This is a genomic window from Vibrio sp. 10N.286.51.E5, from assembly GCF_041469125.1.
GTDB lineage: Bacteria > Pseudomonadota > Gammaproteobacteria > Enterobacterales > Vibrionaceae > Vibrio > Vibrio crassostreae_C.
This window is the reverse complement of sequence record NZ_JBFRJZ010000006.1, coordinates 1-19,065: the sequence shown is the minus strand read 5'-3', so window position 1 is coordinate 19,065 and position 19,065 is coordinate 1. Positions and strand designations below refer to the sequence as shown.

Here is a 19,065-nt window from a genome sequence, read left to right as displayed (position 1 = left end):
TCAATTAGGGCGGAGTTTTCCGCCCTATTTATTAAATGGATTTGAGGTTATAGTAGTATGAAACCTAATGAAACTATTTCTCCAGCTCAGGCAAAGCCACAGCCCAAAAGTGCCAACTTATTTTACAACCCCACTTTTCGCTCCATCATTTTCCAAATTATCGCCGTCGGGGCGCTTTGTGCTTTCTTTTACACGATTGTAAATAATGCACTCACAAACTTAGATTCCCGTGGTATCACCACTGGTTTTGATTTTCTCTCACAAGAAGCTGGTTTTGGTATCGGCTTAACACTGATTGAATACGACGAGACCTACTCATACGGTCGTACATTCTTTATCGGTCTTCTCAATACCGCTTTGGTTTCAGTACTCGGCATCATGCTAGCGACAGTGCTGGGCTTTAGTATGGGTATCGCTAGACTCTCTTCAAACTGGCTAGTTAGCCGATTTGCAGCTGTCTACATTGAGATATTCCGAAATATCCCTCTGCTATTACAAATCTTTTTCTGGTATTTCGCCGTTCTACAAGCCTTGCCTTCTGCTCGTCAAAGTATGAGTCTAGGTGAAGCAATTTTCTTGAACGTACGCGGGTTGTACTTCCCTGCTCCAGTCTTTGAGCAAGGCAGTAGCATTGTCATCGCATCATTGATTGTCGGTATTATCGCTACGTTTATTATCAACATCTGGGCTAAGAACAGACAGAAACTGACCGGCCAACAAACACCGATGTTGCGAATTGCCGCTGCGTTGATTTTAGGCTTACCGTTGATAACTTACTTTGTTATGGGCATGCCTATCTCTGCAGATTACCCTGTGTTGAAAGGGTTTAACTTCAAGGGTGGTGTTACGATAATCCCTGAGCTTGCTGCATTGATGCTCGCTTTAAGTATCTATACAGCAGCGTTCATTGCTGAGATTGTTCGTTCAGGTATTAACGCGGTAAACCATGGGCAAACTGAGGCTGCGATGTCTCTAGGCATCCCACGTTCTAGAACTCTAAAGCTTGTCATTATTCCACAAGCATTAAGAATCATTATCCCACCACTAACCAGTCAGTATCTAAACCTGACCAAAAACTCATCACTTGCGATGGCCATTGGTTATCCTGATCTTGTCTCTGTATTTGCAGGAACAACACTTAACCAAACTGGACAAGCTATCGAAGTAATCGCGATGACAATGGGCGTCTACCTAACCTTGAGCCTATTAACGTCCGCTCTAATGAACATATACAACCGCAAAGTAGCATTGGTGGAGAGATAAGATGAGTACACATCAATTTCAACCTGATCTTCCGCCTCCAGCGAATACCGTTGGGCCAGTCGGTTGGTTAAGAAAAAATCTATTTAATGGACCTGTTAACAGCGTCGTCACTGTGATTCTTGCTTACTTTGCTTTCACCCTATTATGGGCAATAGCGGATTGGGCATTCATCAGTGCCGACTGGATAGGAACCACACGTGATGCCTGTACTAGCGAAGGCGCTTGTTGGGTTTTTATCAGCGTTCGTTGGGACCAATTCATGTATGGCTTCTACCCAGAAGCTGAACTGTGGCGACCTCGCCTCTTCTATGCAACGTTGGCCATTTTTGTAGCCTTACTGGCTTATGAAAAAACACCTAAACGTACGTGGATTTGGTTGTTCTTCGTCAACATCTACCCATTTATCATTGCTGGCTTGCTATACGGTGGCGTCTTTGGGTTAGAAGTTGTTGATACCCATAAATGGGGCGGCCTACTGGTTACACTGGTCATCGCACTTGTTGGTATTGTAGTGTCACTCCCTATTGGTGTTGCACTTGCTCTTGGGCGCCGCTCAGAGATGCCGATCATTCGCAGTATGTGTACCGTATACATCGAAATTTGGCGTGGCGTACCGCTCATTACAGTTCTATTCATGGCTTCAGTAATGCTGCCACTCTTTTTATCAGAAGGGACAGAAACCGATAAGCTCATTCGAGCACTTGTAGGGGTAGTTCTATTCAGTGCAGCCTACATGGCCGAAGTAATTCGAGGTGGTCTACAAGCAATACCAAAAGGCCAATACGAAGCAGCTGATGCTCTGGGGTTAAGCTACTGGAAAAAGACTGGGCTTATCATTCTACCTCAAGCTCTTAAAATCACGATTCCTTCAATTGTGAACACCTTCATTGGTTTGTTTAAAGATACCAGTCTTGTTTTGATTATTGGTATGTTTGATGTACTAGGAATTGGCCAAGCCGCGAATACCGACCCTGAATGGCTTGGGTATTCAACAGAAAGTTATGTATTTGTCGCGTTAGTGTTCTGGGTGTTTTGTTTTGGCATGTCGAGATATTCGATATGGCTAGAAAACAGACTTCACACCGGTCACAAACGATAATTAACAAGATCAAGGACGTATTATGACGCAGCAGACAGAAAACAACTCTCAAGGTCTTATGATCGAGTTGAAAGACATGAACAAGTGGTACGGTGAATTCCACGTACTTAAGAACATCAATTTAGAAGTTAAAAAAGGCGAGAAAATCGTTATCTGTGGCCCTTCAGGCTCTGGTAAATCAACGATGATCCGCTGCATCAACCGATTAGAAGAGCACCAAAAAGGTCATATCTTCGTTTCAGGTAATGAATTAACGGAAGACCTAAAGAACATCGAAGCCGTGCGTAGAGATGTCGGCATGTGTTTCCAACACTTCAATCTGTTTCCACATCTGACGGTATTAGAGAACTGTACTCTGGCTCCAATCTGGGTCAAAAAGATGCCAAAAGAAGAAGCCGAAGCGATTGCAATGAAGTACCTAGAGCGCGTAAAAATCCCTGAGCAAGCGGACAAGTTCCCAGGTCAGCTTTCAGGTGGTCAACAGCAGCGTGTAGCTATCGCTCGCTCTTTGTGTATGAACCCTCAAGTGATGCTGTTTGATGAGCCAACGTCGGCGCTCGATCCAGAAATGGTTCGTGAGGTGTTAGACGTAATGGTTGAGCTTGCAGAAGAAGGCATGACGATGCTTTGTGTAACGCACGAGATGGGCTTTGCTAAAGAGGTCGCGGATCGCGTTATCTTCATGGATGCCGGTGAAATCATAGAAGAGAACAACCCTGTCGATTTCTTTGAAAACCCACAATCAGACAGAACGCAGAACTTCTTAAGCCAAATCTTACACCACTAATGTGTTATGATGCATAAACTACAGAGGCGGCTTAGGTCGCCTCTTTGTTTTCAGTGTTATAATTAGTTTTTCAAGATTATAAACAGCGATTCAGTGCGATTAAAATTGAACAACGAACCTTAACTGCACTTTAAGAAATACTTTGTTACACCTTCAGAAACACTTAACCGACTATTTTGATTATTATTTTACGTATACAAGAGGAATGAGAGACTTGATTTTTCGAACTTTCACCCCCATAAATGTACTAATAACTATTGAAGTCACCTTACGAGGAAGATTATGAACAGCCCTATGTTTTCACGCACAGCATCTCAAGAAAGTGCTCTGCAAACCAATAAAGTGTTGCGTAACACCTACGCATTACTGTCTATGACACTACTTTGGTCTGCTGTTGTAGCAGGCGTATCCATGGCGATGAACCTTCCTCGCCCGGGTCTTATTATCATGCTAGTTGGCTTCTACGGCCTACTTTTCCTAACAGAAAAGAACCGTGACAACAGCATGGGTCTAGTCTTCACATTCCTATTTACAGGTTTCTTAGGCTACACCATCGGTCCAATCTTAAACATGTACGTTGGCGCAGGCATGGGTGATGTCATCCTAACTGCACTTGGCGGTACAGCACTGGCGTTTATGGGCGCATCAGCTTACGCACTAACAACTAAGCGTGACCTGTCGTTCCTTAATGGCATGCTATTAGCGGGTTTCGTAGTACTACTTGTAGGTATGGTTGCAAACATCTTCCTACAAATGCCTCTACTATCATTGGCAATGAGCGGTATGTTCATCCTGTTCTCGACTGGTGTTATCTTGCTTACAACGCAAAACATCATTCGTGGCGGTGAAACAAACTACATCTCTGCAACGATCAGCTTGTACGTATCGATCTACAACATCTTCATCAGCCTACTAAGCATCCTAGGCATCATGGGCAGCGACGACTAATCGTTCCCATCATTGAATAATATCTAGCCCAAGAGCCTACCTCTTGGGCTTTTTTGTATCTATAAGTACGATATTTCATTGGATAGCTACAATTTCTGTTGAGAAAGACAAACTTGGTCATGTACCCTATCCGCATAGTTAATTGGATTCTGGATTAAACATGTTTGAATATAACGGCAAGCAAATCGAAACCGACGCTCAAGGCTACCTATTGGATTACACGCAATGGGAAGAAGGCATGATTGAAATTCTTGCTCAAGACGAGGCGATTGAACTTACAGATGCACACTTAGAAGTCGTACATTTTGTAAGGAGCTTTTACGAAGAGTTCAACACCTCACCAGCGGTTCGCATGCTCGTTAAAGCAATGGAAAAAGCTCACGGCCCAGAAAAAGGCAATAGTAAGTACCTTTTCAAGTTATTCAAAAAAGGCCCTGCAAAACAAGCGACCAAGCTCGCCGGTTTACCTAAACCAGCAAAGTGCTTGTAAAACCTAACCCGCTTTAGGTCATTAAGTTACGTTCAATATAAAATACTGTAGTGCTACAACTACAGTATTTTAAACGCCCCTATGCGTACGTCTTGGCGCTCACTATCTTTAACTTGATGCATCACAACGTTGTCTACTGTTGCGCTCGAAGGGCCAATATAGAGCCAAGCATGTAACTTCTCAATTTGCTGACTCTCTCCGACAACTAACACTTCAACTCGACCATCATTTAAGTTCTTTGCATAACCTGAGAGACCCATAGCTTGCGCCTGCCTACTGGTGTGGTAACGGAACCCAACACATTGAACTACGCCTGACACGACAAAAATATATTGTGAACTTTCCATAACGTTGCCTCATAAATTATATGAATGATATAGTCGAGTTTCTATTCATTCACCGCTTATTGGTGGACTTACTTCGAGTATAACGATTATGAAAGAAATCCCATTTCGTTGGATTGACAAATATCTCATTCACCTAAAAATCCAAGAAAAGTTCTATCTACTCTTCTTATTGCCTCTTCTCGCCCTGGTTATATTAACTCTCGTTTTAGATAGTGCCGCGGACTCTTTACTTGCTCACCTTTATCAAGAAGAAATGCTCTTGATGAAAGGGCTTATCGAAGCGGGTCAACTCACTAAAGATCAAGTAGCTCAGCTTGTCAGCAGCTCTGAAACCATCTCTTTAGGCTACGGTGCTGGTTCTGTTTCAGTGATGAATGGAGCGTTCAGCCTAGTTGCTAACCATGACCAAAACCTTTGGTCTGCTCTATCGACGACTCAGGTTTCTATCATCGCTGTAACCCTAACGCTTATCGCACTAGGTGTTTACTACATCATGACCTTTATTGGCGGCGCGATGTTCTCTATGAACAAAGCTCTGAACACGCTTGCGAATGGCGACTTAACTTGCCGCATGAACTACTTCTTAGTTCGTGACGAGTTCAGTGAAATCGCGATTACAATCGATAAAGTTGCGGAGCGTGAACAAAACATGGTTCTATCAATCCAAGAGTCTGTCGCTCTCATGCAGCAGATCAGCTCGGACTTGAACCAGTCAACACAACAAAGTTCAGACATCTCAGGTAACCAACAAGAACACCTGAATAGCTTAGCAAGTGCAACGGAACAAATGGCGGCTACCATTCGCGAAGTCGCTACCCTTGCTCATGCGTCTAGCTCACAAACGATGGACGCTCGCGGCGTTGCTCAGAGCGGTCAAGTCAAGGTTTCAAATACACTGGAGTCTATCTCTAGCCTATCTCAAGAGATCCAGTCCGCTTCACAAGCAGTAGAAGAACTGGATGCCAACGCGGCGCAGATCGATGAAGTAGTCACAACCATCAATGGCATTTCAGAGCAGACCAATCTACTCGCATTGAACGCGGCTATCGAAGCCGCTCGTGCCGGCGAGCAGGGTCGTGGATTCGCTGTTGTTGCCGATGAAGTTCGTGCCCTTGCAGGTCGTACTCAACAAGCAACTGTTGAAATCCAAAGCATGATTGAATCATTACAACGTAACAGCCAATCACTAACCAAACTGATGGAAATAACGGTAAACAACGCTAATGAAGGCCAGACACTGATGTCAGAAGTGAATGTCGAGATCGGCTCTTTAGCAGAAAAGAATCAATCTATCTCAGACAGTAGTACTCAGATTGCTACAGCCGCGGAAGAGCAAGGTGTTGTTGCAGATAACATAGCTCAAAGTGTTGAGGAGATTCGTCATCAGTCAGATAGCATCTGTGAAATGATCAGTAAGAGCAATTCCAATGTTGACCAACTTCGTAAACAAAGTGATACGATGGAAGGTTTGCTGACAGGTCTCAAAGCTTAATACTTATATCTAGCCAGTATGTGCTGATTAATCATTACTAGGGCTGCTTGTGCAGCCCTTTCTTATTTGCTTTTCAACTGTACTTCCTCGACAATACCCCTCCTTCAAATTCAACAAACAGAGTAAATTATGACTCCTTCAATTCATCTAGCTAAAGGCCGTGACAAATCACTACGCCGTAAACACCCATGGGTATTTTCACGCGGTATCGATAAAGTCGAAGGCGAGCCAAAATCAGGTGAAACTGTAGACGTATACACTCAAAATGGTCAGTGGCTTGCAAAAGCGGCTTACTCACCGGAATCTCAAATTCGAGCTCGTGTTTGGACATTTGAAAAAGAAGAAATCAATAAAGCATTCTTCGTAAAACGAATTCAAGACGCGCAATCTTTGCGTGAAGATATCATTGAACGTGATGGTCTAACTGGCTACCGCCTTACTGCAGCAGAGTCTGATGGCCTTCCCGGTATCACAATCGACAAATATCAAGATTTCCTCGTATGCCAATTACTTAGCGCCGGAGCTGAGTTTAATAAGAACATACTTGTTGAAGCTTTAATTGAATGTTTCCCTGACTGCAATATTTATGAGCGTTCTGACGTAGCAGTCCGTAAAAAAGAAGGCTTAGAACAAGTTGTTGGCGTACTTCACGGTGAAGAACCACCTAAATCAGTGGTCATTGAAGAAAACGGTGTGAAAATCAGCGTAAACATTATCGAAGGCCATAAAACGGGCTTCTATATGGACCAACGTGATAGCCGTAAAGAATCGATGAAATACGTTAAAGGCAAAGATGTCCTTAACTGTTTCTCGTACACAGGTGGTTTTGGTCTGTATGCCCTTAAAGGTGATGCTAAGCGTGTAATCAACGCTGATGTATCTCAACTTGCTCTTGATACAGCTAAGTTCAACGCTGAGCTGAATGAGTTCGACATCTCGAAAAAGCGTGCAGTATTCCTAAACGCAGACGTATTCAAACTACTTCGCGAATACCGAGACCAAGGCACGAAGTTCGACGTAGTGATCATGGATCCACCAAAATTCGTTTCAAGTAAGAACAACCTGACATCTGGCGCGAACGGCTATAAAGACGTTAACATGCTTGCGATGCAAATCCTGAAACCAGGTGGCACTCTACTCACCTACTCTTGCTCTGGCTTAATGGGTACTGATTTGTTCCAAAAAATCATCGCTGATGCAGCATTAGACGCAGGCCGCACTGTTAAGTTCGTAGAACGCTTCGAGCAAGCAGCTGACCATCTAACTGACACTGCTTACCCAGAAGGCTTCTACCTAAAAGGTTTTGCTTGTAAGGTTTTATAATAGCGACTAAAAATAAAAACCACCTTACACAAAGGTGGTTTCTGTTTGGGCTAGAGACCGAAGCTTATGCTTCGGTCTTTTTATTTACCCATCGGTATACTTTAGACCACTTTGGTCAAACAAGTAGTTGGCTAGGTCATCCGTCGCTACTCCCTCAAACTCAATCGATACTGAATCACCACCTTTAGTAACGGTAACAACAGAACCACCATTACCATTAGATGAGACTGAGTCCTTAATATCACCTAAAAGAGAATCGATTTCACTTGAGTCTAACTCTTCAAATAGTTCAGAAAGGTCAATTTTATCGCCTTCATTCACATCAAAGTCTTTGATGACATCAGCGCTTCCATCTAAGTCTCTGTCTAACCAGGCGAATAAATCGGCTCCTTCCCCACCGGTCAACGTATCGCTGCCTTCTCCGCCAAATAAGAAGTCGTCACCCAAGCCACCATCTAAAGTGTCATCTCCACCTTGACCATACAAGATATCGTTACCGTCACCACCTGACAATTCATCATCAGCATCATTTTCTGACGCAGTGCCGAACTCTTCTTTGTGACTAGTGACGTAATCATGAATCGTCTTAGCATCAACGTCAGCTAAACCCGAACTGAGTTTTTGAGCTACATATTCTTGGAGCGTTAGCTCTGTCGAACCGTCATCAGCAAACAGCACTGGCTGATCACCAAACAATATGTCATCACCACTTTGTGCGGTGATCGTATCTTCTCCCGGAACAGCCTGAACCGTATCTCCAGCGATTGCTTCAGCAAGGTCTTCAACTTTGATGTTGTGGTCAACCACTTTGTCTGTATCAAACATTTCTAAGGTGTCTTTGTCGACATTACCACCAAGGCCAATAGCCTGTACCGCAGACAAACCAGCTAAAATATTAAACATGTGAACGGCTTGTGGGGTCACCTTATTGCTGCCTGTATCGGAAGCGCTGTATTTATCCCTAAATACAAGCTCATTACCATCAATTTTCAACGTACCAAGCCTAACGCGACTACCATTGTTATCTAGATAAGGTGAATATACGTGCGCATGGTTATGGCCATGACCATTATCATATTCAACAACCTTAACACCATTTACTTCTATGCTTCCTGATGGCTGCAAAGATGCTAGGTCAAAATCGGAACCAAGGATATCTTGTAAGCTTAGAGCGTCACCCTTAGATTTATCCGCATACATCCAGAACTGATCAAGTTCATCATCGTCCAAATCATCCTCTGTTGCTTGGTTAATTTCACCATCAGTGATAAAGAACGAATGATTAGTCGCGTCATTATCTGGTAGTGAATTAAACCAGTCTATCGCAGAATCGAAGCCAGCCTCATAGTTGGTTCGTCCTGAGTTGTCATCAATTATCGTGTTGAGGGCGTTCTCAAACTGAGTTTTAGGGTTAGCTGAACTCAAATCGATACTAATGACATGAGACGCATTAGTTTCAAATTGTGTTAGCAACACGTTCACAGTACCTGAGTTTTCACCGCCTGCACTTTCAACTAACTTATCAAATGCCGCCTGCAATTCAGGCTTAGCTTCGGCAATCGTACCCTGCATACTACCGGAAGTGTCGAAAATAAACGCGATGTTGTAATCCTGCCCTGGGATAATTTGCAAGCCTGATGTATCGCCGATGACAATGTTACTGTTTTCATCAGTAATGATGTTATCAGATCCACTTTCACCCATTAATATACTGTGATTGCGGACTGATGCAGAAGATGTGGCATAACTGTCCTGCGAAGTACCATCCACTTCAACCGAAGTTGCTGTAGCCTTGAGTTCAAAGTCTAGGTCGCCTTGGTACTCAAAAGGTACTCGAATCTGTACATCTCCAAGAACGTTACCTGCAGCATCAATATCTAACTCATAAGTTGCAACACCATTCTCAGATGATACTGGCTCTACAACCTCTCCATCTATTTCTAGCTTCAACCCTGAAGGAATCCCGGTTAGTTCAACTTTGTCGCTTAAGATCTCGCTTCCATCGACATCAACAAGCGCAACTGACACATCAATCAGTAGAACTTGCTCTTCTAGAATTTGATAAGTGCCAGATTCATTGTCCAAACTCACGATAGTATCTTTGAATACAATCTGCTCTATCTCATAAAGGTGATCACCAGCTTCTTTATCACTAGCACCTACTTGGTCGGCCGTATCAATGAAACGTTTGTCTTCAACAATCCAATATGGAACTTCACTATGATCATCAGCAGGGAACCAACGTAAAACGTAGTCTGATATGTCCCCTGTATAAATAACACTGTCCACTTGGTTAGGATCATCGTTCGAGCCTATACCTCCGTCAAAGTGGTCGTTATAAGCGCTTCCTATAAATGTATCACTTCCCTGTGTACCCGCCGATACATCACCGACAAAGTGGACGGGAGACAATGCTACATCATCTGGATTGCGCTGATCTTTCGCTATAAACAAATCATCTTTGTCAGTACGATCATCAGTAGTATCAGCGTTATTAATCACGTCTCCACTAGAGGTGAGTCCCTCAACAATATTACCCGTGTTACCCATTTCTAGTAGAGTGCCATTATTAAATTGATCTTTAATGGCCTGTTCGTCAGATGTATCGAAGCTAGGTTCCACTCGAATTGTTTTCAAATCACCAATAGTAATAGTAACAACAGGAGCATCAGCCACAGGCGTAATATCTACCGTAAGCGTATGTTCTTCTGACGTACCATTCTCGTTTACAGCCTTGAACTTAATTTCAGCGTAGTCATTCGATTTATTGCCTACACCTTCAACATTGAAGCCGTCATAACCAGATTCGTTAGCATCTGGATTAAAGCCTATCACGCCTGAAGTTAATTGAGCCGAAGTAATCTGAGTCGAGTTTAGTGGCTGCCAATTTGGCTCTTGAACAGTGCCAAGGTTAATCACCAACGCTCCATCGAGTGGTTGATGAGTTATCACTACATCGTTGCCAGACTCAATCCCAAAATCATCAATCGATAGCACTAAAATAGCATCTTCTTGTCCAAAGGCTTCCTTACTTTCAGCATCTGGTCCAACAGGTACTGGATGGACAATTAGCTCGAAGGCCCCGCTCGAAATCTCACTGGTATCGCCGACAATCTCGTCTGAAATAGCTTCAATCTTAACGCTATAAGTGCCTGGCTCATCAACCTGAATCATCAGATCAGTGAGCACTGTTTCGGCAGTACCATTTGATGTTAACCAAGCAGATATATCAACTTCACCATCAGCATTAACAACAAGCTCCTGATCTCCAAGTTTAACAATTGAACCTTCAGGCAAACCGGACACGACGAGTCTCAATGTCTCTGAACCATCGGTATCAACAAGCTGCGTAGTGATCTTAGAGACATTGATAAAGGTATCTTCCAGCCCTTCATTAATATCGAACGCTGGGTAATAACCACCCTCTAAGGATTCATGTTCAACCTGTGTCCCGATATTAACTTTATCCTCAAGCGAACTTACATCAGGAACAATATCAAAGTTGTCCGTGTTAAAGTCTACGGGTTCATTGCCACCAACTGCGACACTGATAGTGGCATTACCTGGACCAGCCTCGTTGTCGTGGAATGCAGTAATTGTGTACCAACCTGATGCCGATGGTACAAAGGCTGAAGACTCATAGGTACCACCTCCACCCCAAGTTTGAGAGGCCATGGTTTCACCACCGACTTCAAGTCTAAATGAATCATCTGCATGACCACTAAACACGTATGACTCACCAGCAACTAGGAATACCAAACCAGTAAGTTTGCTCGAAATGTTTTCGATAGCTGGAGAGTTCTGAGTGCCAAAGTCTGGCGTCTGTGTGACTTCTGAAGTGTTGGCAGCACCTGCAGACTCGATAGCTTGTTCAACAACGTCCGGAGCGACACCGCTACCATTGTTGTAATCAAAGTCTAGGTTCTCCCATTGCTCTAACTTAAAACCTTCATCTAAATCTACATTTGGTGTATCTACTACTAACTTGGCAAGCGTCGTATCAGGGCGAATATCAATCGACATCGTCGTGCTAGAGCTGGTGTTGATGCCGTCCGAACTGTGGTAGTTAAACTCAGCATAATCTTGTTGATTATTACCAGTTACTACATTCTCTTCATCAGACATTGACGTACTAGATTCATAGCTTACTGGGTTGAATATCAAGAAACCTTGTTCAACCTGCTCTTGGCTTACTGATACTCCTGTGCCAATCGTTTCAGTATTTAACAGAACCCATTCATCAGTAGATTCGTTGTACAGATACATATCACCCGCGCCTGGAGCACTAGTGATAACAATCGACAATTCACTAGAATCTGCATCAGAAACGTTGAAATCGGCCCACTCAAACGTAATCGATGAACCTTGGGCTTGTGCCTCATCGCCAATGACATGTGAGTCCTGTGCTTGCGGTGCTTCATCATTATCGATGATCGTTGCAATACCTTGCTTGCCACCCACTTCGAGCGTGAAACTCTCATTTAACTCATCAATGCCGTCATCGTTAGTTGGTATCTTGATGTCAAACGACGTTACTCCCGCAGGCACAACAAGCTGACCATTAACAAGCGTCACGCCCTCAGTGAACTCTACGTTGTTGGTGAAATCTTTGTTATCACCGAGCTCAGCTGAACCGGAGTTTAACGACCAATCGAATCGAGTCTCTTGACTGCTTGTGCTAACTAGGTTCACGGTGAAGACAGCTACATCGCCTTCAATTACTTGTTCATTATTTGGATTAACCGCGTTGCTCACTGTATCGATAGTTGGAGCTTCATCGTTATCAGTAATGCTGCCCACTGCAGATTCACCATCAACAGTCACGGTGTAGGTTTCAGCGATCTCATGGAGACTGTCATCAATTGTCGGAATCAAGATTGCAAAGTCCTTCACTCCAATTGGGACAATCAGTTTTCCACTTTGCTGATCATAGGTGACGCCATTAGTAAAACGAACCTGACTCAAGTCGAGATCTTTTTCTTCACCCGAATCATTCGCAGCATCCGTGTTCTTACCAAAAGTAACGTCCAATACAGACTCAACAAGTGCACTTGAATCCAGAATTACTTTAAAGCCAAGATCATCACCTTCAACTACTGAGTCTGCTAGCAGGTCTACAGACGCAACACTAGAAGGGGTCGGTAGAGGGTTGACGATAACATTAACTTCAGCACTCGCGATTTGGCCATTATCATCAGTAATCTGATATTTAAACGTTGTTTCACCGACAAAGTCATCGCCAGTTAAATCAAAGTATACGATGCCGTCTTTGATATACGCATTACCTTCCGTTTCACCGTATACATAGGTAATACGTAGATTGTCGCCATCTGAATCGATATCGTTATTTAGAAGCTCAGAACCGATAATGCCAGCAAGCTTCGATGTTGGAATCTCAAGAATGCCGCCTTGATTCACTGCATATGCGCCTTCACTAGAGGCTTTAAAACCAGTTAGGAAGTAATCTGACGCATCATTATCATGCGTTGCTTGGTTGGAATACTCAGTTGCTTCAAATACCACAGTATCAAATGCGATTGGCGTACCATCAGGAGTAAGCGGTGTTATTTCGTAAGTACCTTTATTGTTACCGTCTTCAGCAATAAACGTATCACCTGCAACCGCTACGCCATTGAGGTACGCTACCCAACTGCCTTGTTCATGGTTATCAGTGAAATCACCGTCATTACCTTCGTTTTTAAACAAGTTAGATACTGAAAATGTAAACTGAGTCGCAGGGCTATCTAAATTGATTTCAAACTTCTCAGATTGCTGTTCTGCACGATCATATTCAATCTGAGCACCCAATCCACCCACTTTGCCGGCAACACCAATCTTAATACCGCTGTGTGCAAAGTCTTTATCTTGGCCATTGAAGTTGGCACTCAGCTCAGCACCTTCAGCCGACCATGGAGAGTCGTTGTCTTCACTGAACTCACCCAGTTTAACTTCGAAGCCTTGCGGATCGTTATTCGCATTCAGGTCACCAGACTTATCGATAGTAACTGTCTTAACTTCACTTTCGTTACCATCACTGTCTACCGCTTTATATTCGAATGAATCTGACGCCTTAGCTTCAAGAGAAGTCAGCTCCCAGTTACCTGGTCCTTGTGTGCTTGCTTCCACCGAAACAATCTCAGCACCTTCAGGAGCGACAATCGTGACATTTTGATTATTGTGGGTGTCATCATAAAGGAAGGTTTTGTCTTCTGTGACACCATTACCATAATCAAAGGTGACTGTAATCTCGGCTCTTGATTGAACACTATCATCAGCATTTGGGGCAAACCAGCCACCCAAACCGCTTAGACCAACCGTTACTGAGTCCGCTGGACGTGAAGAGAAATCAATGTCGATTACCTCATCTTGGTGAATACCGCGATTAGTCGATGCAATACCGAAACCCATATGGCCTTGCTGGCTGTTGTTCTGTACTAAAGGCTTGGCGTCAACGTTATTTCGACCTTCCGAGGTAATGGTGACGACATCACCATTATCAAACTTCAGTTCGCGAGTATACGCATCTACTTCATCACCCCAGTTATGAAACTCTGCAGTGTTATGAGGGCCTTTATCTAATGTGGATGTATCATCAACACCTAAGAAGAAGCCTGTTGATTCTTGGTCATCTTCATAAACGATGTTGTTAGGATCTGCATACGTCTGCCCAACTACCACTTCAACCTTGTTATTACCATCGACATAGTAAAGAGTTCCTGAATCAGGTAGCTCTGTGATGATCACACCGAGATTTGTATCTGCGTCATTATCGTTATCATCTTCGTCATCAGAAATATGGTCTGTACCATCTCCTTCGATAGCTCCCATTCCGGTATCGAAAATAACTTGCGAAGAGCCATCTGCATTGAGAGAAATAGAGAAATCTTCAGCTTTTGGCGGGTTATCATGGCTGTCGTCAATAGCTACATTTTTATCAGCGCTAGACGTATCTAGCTTCTCAAATACATCGGTACCATCTTGAGTTACGGATACAACACTAACGTTAAACTCTTGTCCGACTTCGTATTCGTTGTCTTGTTCAGTTTGAATCTCAAAGGTCGCTGTATTTGTATTTGCGTCTACGTTTACAGTTATAACTTCAACAATATCTTCATTGCTCGCGTTTGTGTAAGAGTACTGAAGAGTAACCACACTATCTTCAGGCACTTGCTCACTTAGCGTAATCGTAAATGGGCTTGTCTTATCACCCTCAATAACTGAATCGGGACCAGTCAGCCCAACTGTAACGGTATCTTTATCATTTGTGTCTGTCTCATCGACAATCTTAGCTGTATCTGAGTCCTGTTTGTCATTTTCAACAAACTCGCTAGTTGAGCTAGCTTTTAGGGTTACAGTCTCTTCACCCTCAAGCAATTTATCATCAAGAACCTTGATGAAGACTTCTAAGCTACCCGAGCCGCTAGCAATAATTAGATCGGCAAGCTCCTGCTCTGAAAGCGCTTTATAATCTTGTCCATCTTTAACGTAAATATTGTCTTCGTAATCGACACCTTTAGTTGCAGAATCCCCTACCGCCCCTAGTGTAAGAGCAAGACCAACGTTCTCAGAGACAAGCTCATCTAGGTTGATTTCAAAAGATAGGAACGCTTCTTCTGCTTCTGTCACTGGTTGGCCTGCCTTAACAGTTAGCTCGGCGACAGGTAATACATCAACATTCACTACAACCGTATCTGTACCACCGTTACCGTCCGACACGGTAACAACAAATGAATCATCTCCATCAAACTCGTTGTTCGGAGTGTACTTCCACTCGCCAGTTTCAGGGTCGATCTCAACACTACCGTTTGTAGGTTGGCTCACCGTGTAAGTCAGGTCAGTGTCGTCAATATCAGTTGCAGTAACCTTACCAGATACAGAGTTATCCTCTTTAGTCGATACACTTATTTGATCAGTATCGCCAATCGGCACTCCATCTTTGACAAATATTGGGGCATCATTTTCTGGAGTGACATTAATCGTAACCACGGCGGTATCAGTACCACCTTTACCGTCAGAAACTGTGTAAGTAAACGTAGCGATACCATTGAAGTCATCCGCTGGAGTGTAACGAACGGTTTGAGAACCATCTTGTAGCTCAATTAACTCAACCTGACCGTATGTTGGATCAATCACTAAACTATCTAAAATAATTAACGTATCACCATCAACGTCAGAATCATTCGAAAGTAACTCGCTACTAGGGATATCGAGAGTTATATCTTCTTGTGTCTGAAGGCTTTTAATCACTTCTTGAAATTTGATATTGTCTAGATAAGTCCCACTCTTGTCGCCTTCAGTACCAACTTCTCTAAATGAAAGGGTATTTGAACCATCTCCACTACCACCTAATAATTCCAATAACTGAGTTTGCATTATGTTGCTTTCAGGGGTGATCGTAGCAATGACTTCGCCGTTCCAAATGACCTCAAGCTCAGCACTCGGCAATCTTTCGTACATTGCCGTATCAAAAGACAGTTGGTATAGGGTACCGCTTTCCACACCTTGAATTTGTTGGGTAAGGGTTACATTGTCACCGTTACCTTCCATATCAATCATACGATCGCCGTCTGTTTCATCAACAGCATAGCCTTCTTGAACTGAATCTAAAGCACCAGTTCTTGCATCGTAGGACCAACCATCTAGTTGGTCGATTCGAGAACCCCAACCGGCATTTGATACCGATTCATAGTCTTCAAAGCTACCATTGACGATCAGGTTATCACCTAATTCTCTTGAATCATCGTTCGCGATAGGGTCATCATTTACTGGTGTTACATTAACGGTCACTGTCGTAGTGCTTTTTTCACCATGAGTATCAACAATGGTGTATTCGAAAGTCGCTTCACCATTGAAGTCTTGGTTAGGTTCAAACACGACATTGCCATCTATCAGCTGAACAGAACCGTTTGTAGCATCGGTTGCGTTGACAGAAAAAATGGTTATGTCATCCCCATCAACATCGAAATCATTGGCTAGCAGCTCACTACCACTAATAGTAAGAGCCTGATCTTCTTCCGTTATGAGTTTGGGTGCATCTATTCCGGTAACTGTAATGTTATCGATGAACGCACCAAGCGAATCAGATTTACCCGCACCAGCAAAAGCGATTAAAGTAGCATCACTACTAACATCAAACTCAGCATTTGCTTGATACCAACCTTTGTTATCCGGACCATCTAGTGTTACAGAAATGCCTTCTGGAGCAGTCACTGTTCCATCCGCATGCAGCGTAATAGTTGTATTCCCAACAGTAAAAGTCATATCAGACGACGAGTTGCCGTCTTGGCGAGGGTTATAATCGAACTCTACCCTCAAAGAGTCTTGATCCGACGTATCAATTGATGTCGTCATCACCGTGTTTTTATGTGGGTCTAGCTCTGCGTAAAAATCACCGTCGGTAGCATCAACAATTAAGCCGTCTCGCTCAATCTCTATACCATTAGTAAAGTCCCATACCTCTGATGGGTCTTTAGAAACAACCGACCAACCCGCTGGGTTTGCCATATTTTCGAATGACTCAGTGAGCAATATGGTTTCTTGAACGTTTTTGTAAGAATCACTGATGGCTACAGGCGCATCGTTGACTGGCGTCACCGTCAAGTTGAACGTGCTGTCTACCGGTGTGCTGCCATCTTCGTTGCCGTCTTCAACGTTAATATCGAAAGACGCCGACGTGGTTTCGCTGCCGTCATGTTTAAACGTCACTTTACCCGCCGCCAACTGCGCCACCGTGAAGCTGCTTGACGCGACGCCGTTCACTAAGATTGTGCCGTTGCTCGCGTTGCCGACCGTGAAGGTCACGCCTGTGTCTGTATCGTCAACGTCTGTATAACCCAAGTCAGCTGCCGAGATCGTGTAGCTGCCTGCCTCGTCCACTTCCGCCGCCAGATCGCCTGTCAGCTCCGGCGCATCATTCACTGGCGTCACCGTCAAGTTGAAAGTGCTGTCTACCGGTGTGCTACCATCTTCGTTGCCGTCTTCAACATTCACATCGAACGACGCCGACTTGGTTTCGCTGCCGTCATGTTTGAACGTCACTTCACCCGCCGCCAACTGCGCCACAGTGAAATGGTTCGACGGAACACCGCCGACTAAAATTGTGCCGTTGCTCGCGTTGCCGACAGTGAAGTTCACACCTGTGACAGTATCATCAACGTCCGTGTAGCCCAGATCCTCAGCCGTAATGGTATAGCTGCCTTCTTCATCCACTTCACCCAACAGATCGCCTGTCAGCACTGGTGCATCGTTCACAGGAGTGATATTAAGCGTAACTTCTGCTTCATCTTCCCCACCGTTCCCATCGGTCACTTTATATTTAAAAGTTGCCTCCCCGTTATAGTCGGTATCCGGTGTGAATATAATTGTATTGTTTGTGTAGTCGACAAACAGCTCACCATTAGTCGCGGAGGTAATTGAACCCACAACAATTGAGAGCTCATCACCATCAATGTCAGTATCATTCGCTAACAATTCATCAAAAGAAATCGTGATAGACGTGTCTTCAGCAGTAACAAGTTTAGATTGATTAATACCTGTCACTGTAATGTTATCTAACAACGCACCGTAGCTATCTGAAGCTCCAGCGCCTGCAAATGTAAGGTCCGTAACGTCCCCTTGGACTTCGAACTCAGCCGTGATCTTATACCAACCATTTGCGTCAGGTTGCCCTATTTGGACATTAAGTCCGTCGGCACCCGATAGAGATCCATCTGCGTGAACAGTAACTAACGTGTCACCGACTTTAAACGTCATGTCAGAAGATGAATTACCGTCTCGTCGAGGGTTGTAATCAAATTCAACACGCACGCTATCTTGGTCTGACGTATTAATATTTGTTGTGATCGCGGTGTTTTGATGAGCATCAAGCTCAGCGAGGTAGTCACCGTCTGTCGCTTCAGCTATGAGACCGTCACGCTGAATCTCTAGACCATTTGTTGCTTCCCAATCATCTAGTTCGTCGCCAGTTACTACAGTCCAACGACCTGTGTTTGTCATGTTTTCAAAGGACTCAGAGAAGAGCAGCGTCTCACTATGAGTTTCATATGTGTCATCAATCGCTACTGGACCGTCGTTGGTGCCTGTCACGGTAATGGTTAAGGTATTGGTTTGATTGACCGTGCCATCGCTTGCGGTGTAGGTGAACACCACGTCCGCGGTCGCTCCTGTGGCCAACGCTTGAGAATCGCTGCCGTCCGCCACAAAGCTGTAGCTGCCATCGCCACGAATGGTCAATGTGCCGTAATCATTGCTTATCACTGTGTCGCCACTGTCTGCCACGGCGGTTGCGGTGCCCGTAGTACCGTTCAAAATACCCGT

At 44.0% G+C, this 19,065-nt stretch carries 9 protein-coding genes; 7 read left to right on the top strand and 2 right to left on the bottom strand.

Features of this window, described 5'->3' with window-relative positions; genetic code table 11:
- Positions 1-57: 57 nt before the first annotated feature.
- The 5 genes from AB4161_RS00985 (at position 58) to AB4161_RS00965 (ending at position 4,587) form a co-directional block, all read left to right on the top strand.
- Positions 58-1,263, top strand: coding sequence for an amino acid ABC transporter permease (locus tag AB4161_RS00985; RefSeq protein WP_017063829.1), 1,206 nt, complete (start codon positions 58-60; stop codon positions 1,261-1,263).
- Between the two features lies 1 nt (position 1,264).
- Positions 1,265-2,362: an amino acid ABC transporter permease gene (locus AB4161_RS00980; RefSeq protein WP_017066317.1), complete on the top strand. Its 1,098-nt coding sequence runs from the start codon at positions 1,265-1,267 to the stop codon at positions 2,360-2,362.
- A 22-nt stretch (positions 2,363-2,384) separates the two neighbouring features.
- Positions 2,385-3,149 carry an amino acid ABC transporter ATP-binding protein gene (locus AB4161_RS00975; RefSeq protein WP_017059704.1) on the top strand — a complete coding sequence of 255 codons (765 nt, stop codon included), beginning with the start codon at positions 2,385-2,387 and terminating at the stop codon, positions 3,147-3,149.
- Between the two features lie 282 nt (positions 3,150-3,431).
- Positions 3,432-4,097: a Bax inhibitor-1/YccA family protein gene (locus tag AB4161_RS00970; RefSeq protein WP_017057206.1), complete on the top strand. Its 666-nt coding sequence runs from the start codon at positions 3,432-3,434 to the stop codon at positions 4,095-4,097.
- Between the two features lie 160 nt (positions 4,098-4,257).
- A complete protein-coding gene (locus AB4161_RS00965) occupies positions 4,258-4,587 on the top strand; it encodes a TusE/DsrC/DsvC family sulfur relay protein (protein ID WP_017057205.1) in 330 nt (109 codons plus the stop codon).
- A gap of 59 nt (positions 4,588-4,646) precedes the next feature.
- Here the strand turns inward: AB4161_RS00965 and yccX are convergent, their stop codons facing one another.
- On the bottom strand, positions 4,647-4,934 hold the full coding sequence (yccX, locus tag AB4161_RS00960) for an acylphosphatase (RefSeq protein WP_017059706.1): 288 nt from the start codon (positions 4,932-4,934) through the stop codon (positions 4,647-4,649).
- 88 nt (positions 4,935-5,022) lie between these two features.
- On the opposite strand from yccX, the gene AB4161_RS00955 reads away from it, so the two are divergent.
- Both AB4161_RS00955 and AB4161_RS00950 read left to right on the top strand, forming a co-directional pair.
- On the top strand, positions 5,023-6,426 hold the full coding sequence (locus AB4161_RS00955) for a methyl-accepting chemotaxis protein (protein ID WP_372082576.1): 1,404 nt from the start codon (positions 5,023-5,025) through the stop codon (positions 6,424-6,426).
- A gap of 129 nt (positions 6,427-6,555) precedes the next feature.
- The gene (locus AB4161_RS00950; protein WP_017066319.1) at positions 6,556-7,749 is read left to right on the top strand and encodes a class I SAM-dependent methyltransferase; all 1,194 of its coding nucleotides are present in this window, start codon (positions 6,556-6,558) and stop codon (positions 7,747-7,749) included.
- 84 nt (positions 7,750-7,833) lie between these two features.
- Here the strand turns inward: AB4161_RS00950 and AB4161_RS00945 are convergent, their stop codons facing one another.
- Complete coding sequence (locus AB4161_RS00945) at positions 7,834-19,056, bottom strand: tandem-95 repeat protein (protein ID WP_372082574.1); 11,223 nt, start codon at positions 19,054-19,056, stop codon at positions 7,834-7,836.
- Between the last annotated feature and the right edge of the window lie 9 nt (positions 19,057-19,065).

What these genes read in the sequence shown, in the direction of transcription:
- AB4161_RS00985 (WP_017063829.1), top strand. Translation starts at nt 58, where the DNA reads ATGAAACCTAATGAAACTATTTCTCCAGCTCAGGCAAAGCCACAGCCC.
- AB4161_RS00980 (WP_017066317.1), top strand. Translation starts at nt 1,265, where the DNA reads ATGAGTACACATCAATTTCAACCTGATCTTCCGCCTCCAGCGAATACC.
- AB4161_RS00975 (WP_017059704.1), top strand. Translation starts at nt 2,385, where the DNA reads ATGACGCAGCAGACAGAAAACAACTCTCAAGGTCTTATGATCGAGTTG.
- AB4161_RS00970 (WP_017057206.1), top strand. Translation starts at nt 3,432, where the DNA reads ATGAACAGCCCTATGTTTTCACGCACAGCATCTCAAGAAAGTGCTCTG.
- AB4161_RS00965 (WP_017057205.1), top strand. Translation starts at nt 4,258, where the DNA reads ATGTTTGAATATAACGGCAAGCAAATCGAAACCGACGCTCAAGGCTAC.
- yccX (WP_017059706.1), bottom strand. Translation starts at nt 4,934, where the DNA reads ATGGAAAGTTCACAATATATTTTTGTCGTGTCAGGCGTAGTTCAATGT.
- AB4161_RS00955 (WP_372082576.1), top strand. Translation starts at nt 5,023, where the DNA reads ATGAAAGAAATCCCATTTCGTTGGATTGACAAATATCTCATTCACCTA.
- AB4161_RS00950 (WP_017066319.1), top strand. Translation starts at nt 6,556, where the DNA reads ATGACTCCTTCAATTCATCTAGCTAAAGGCCGTGACAAATCACTACGC.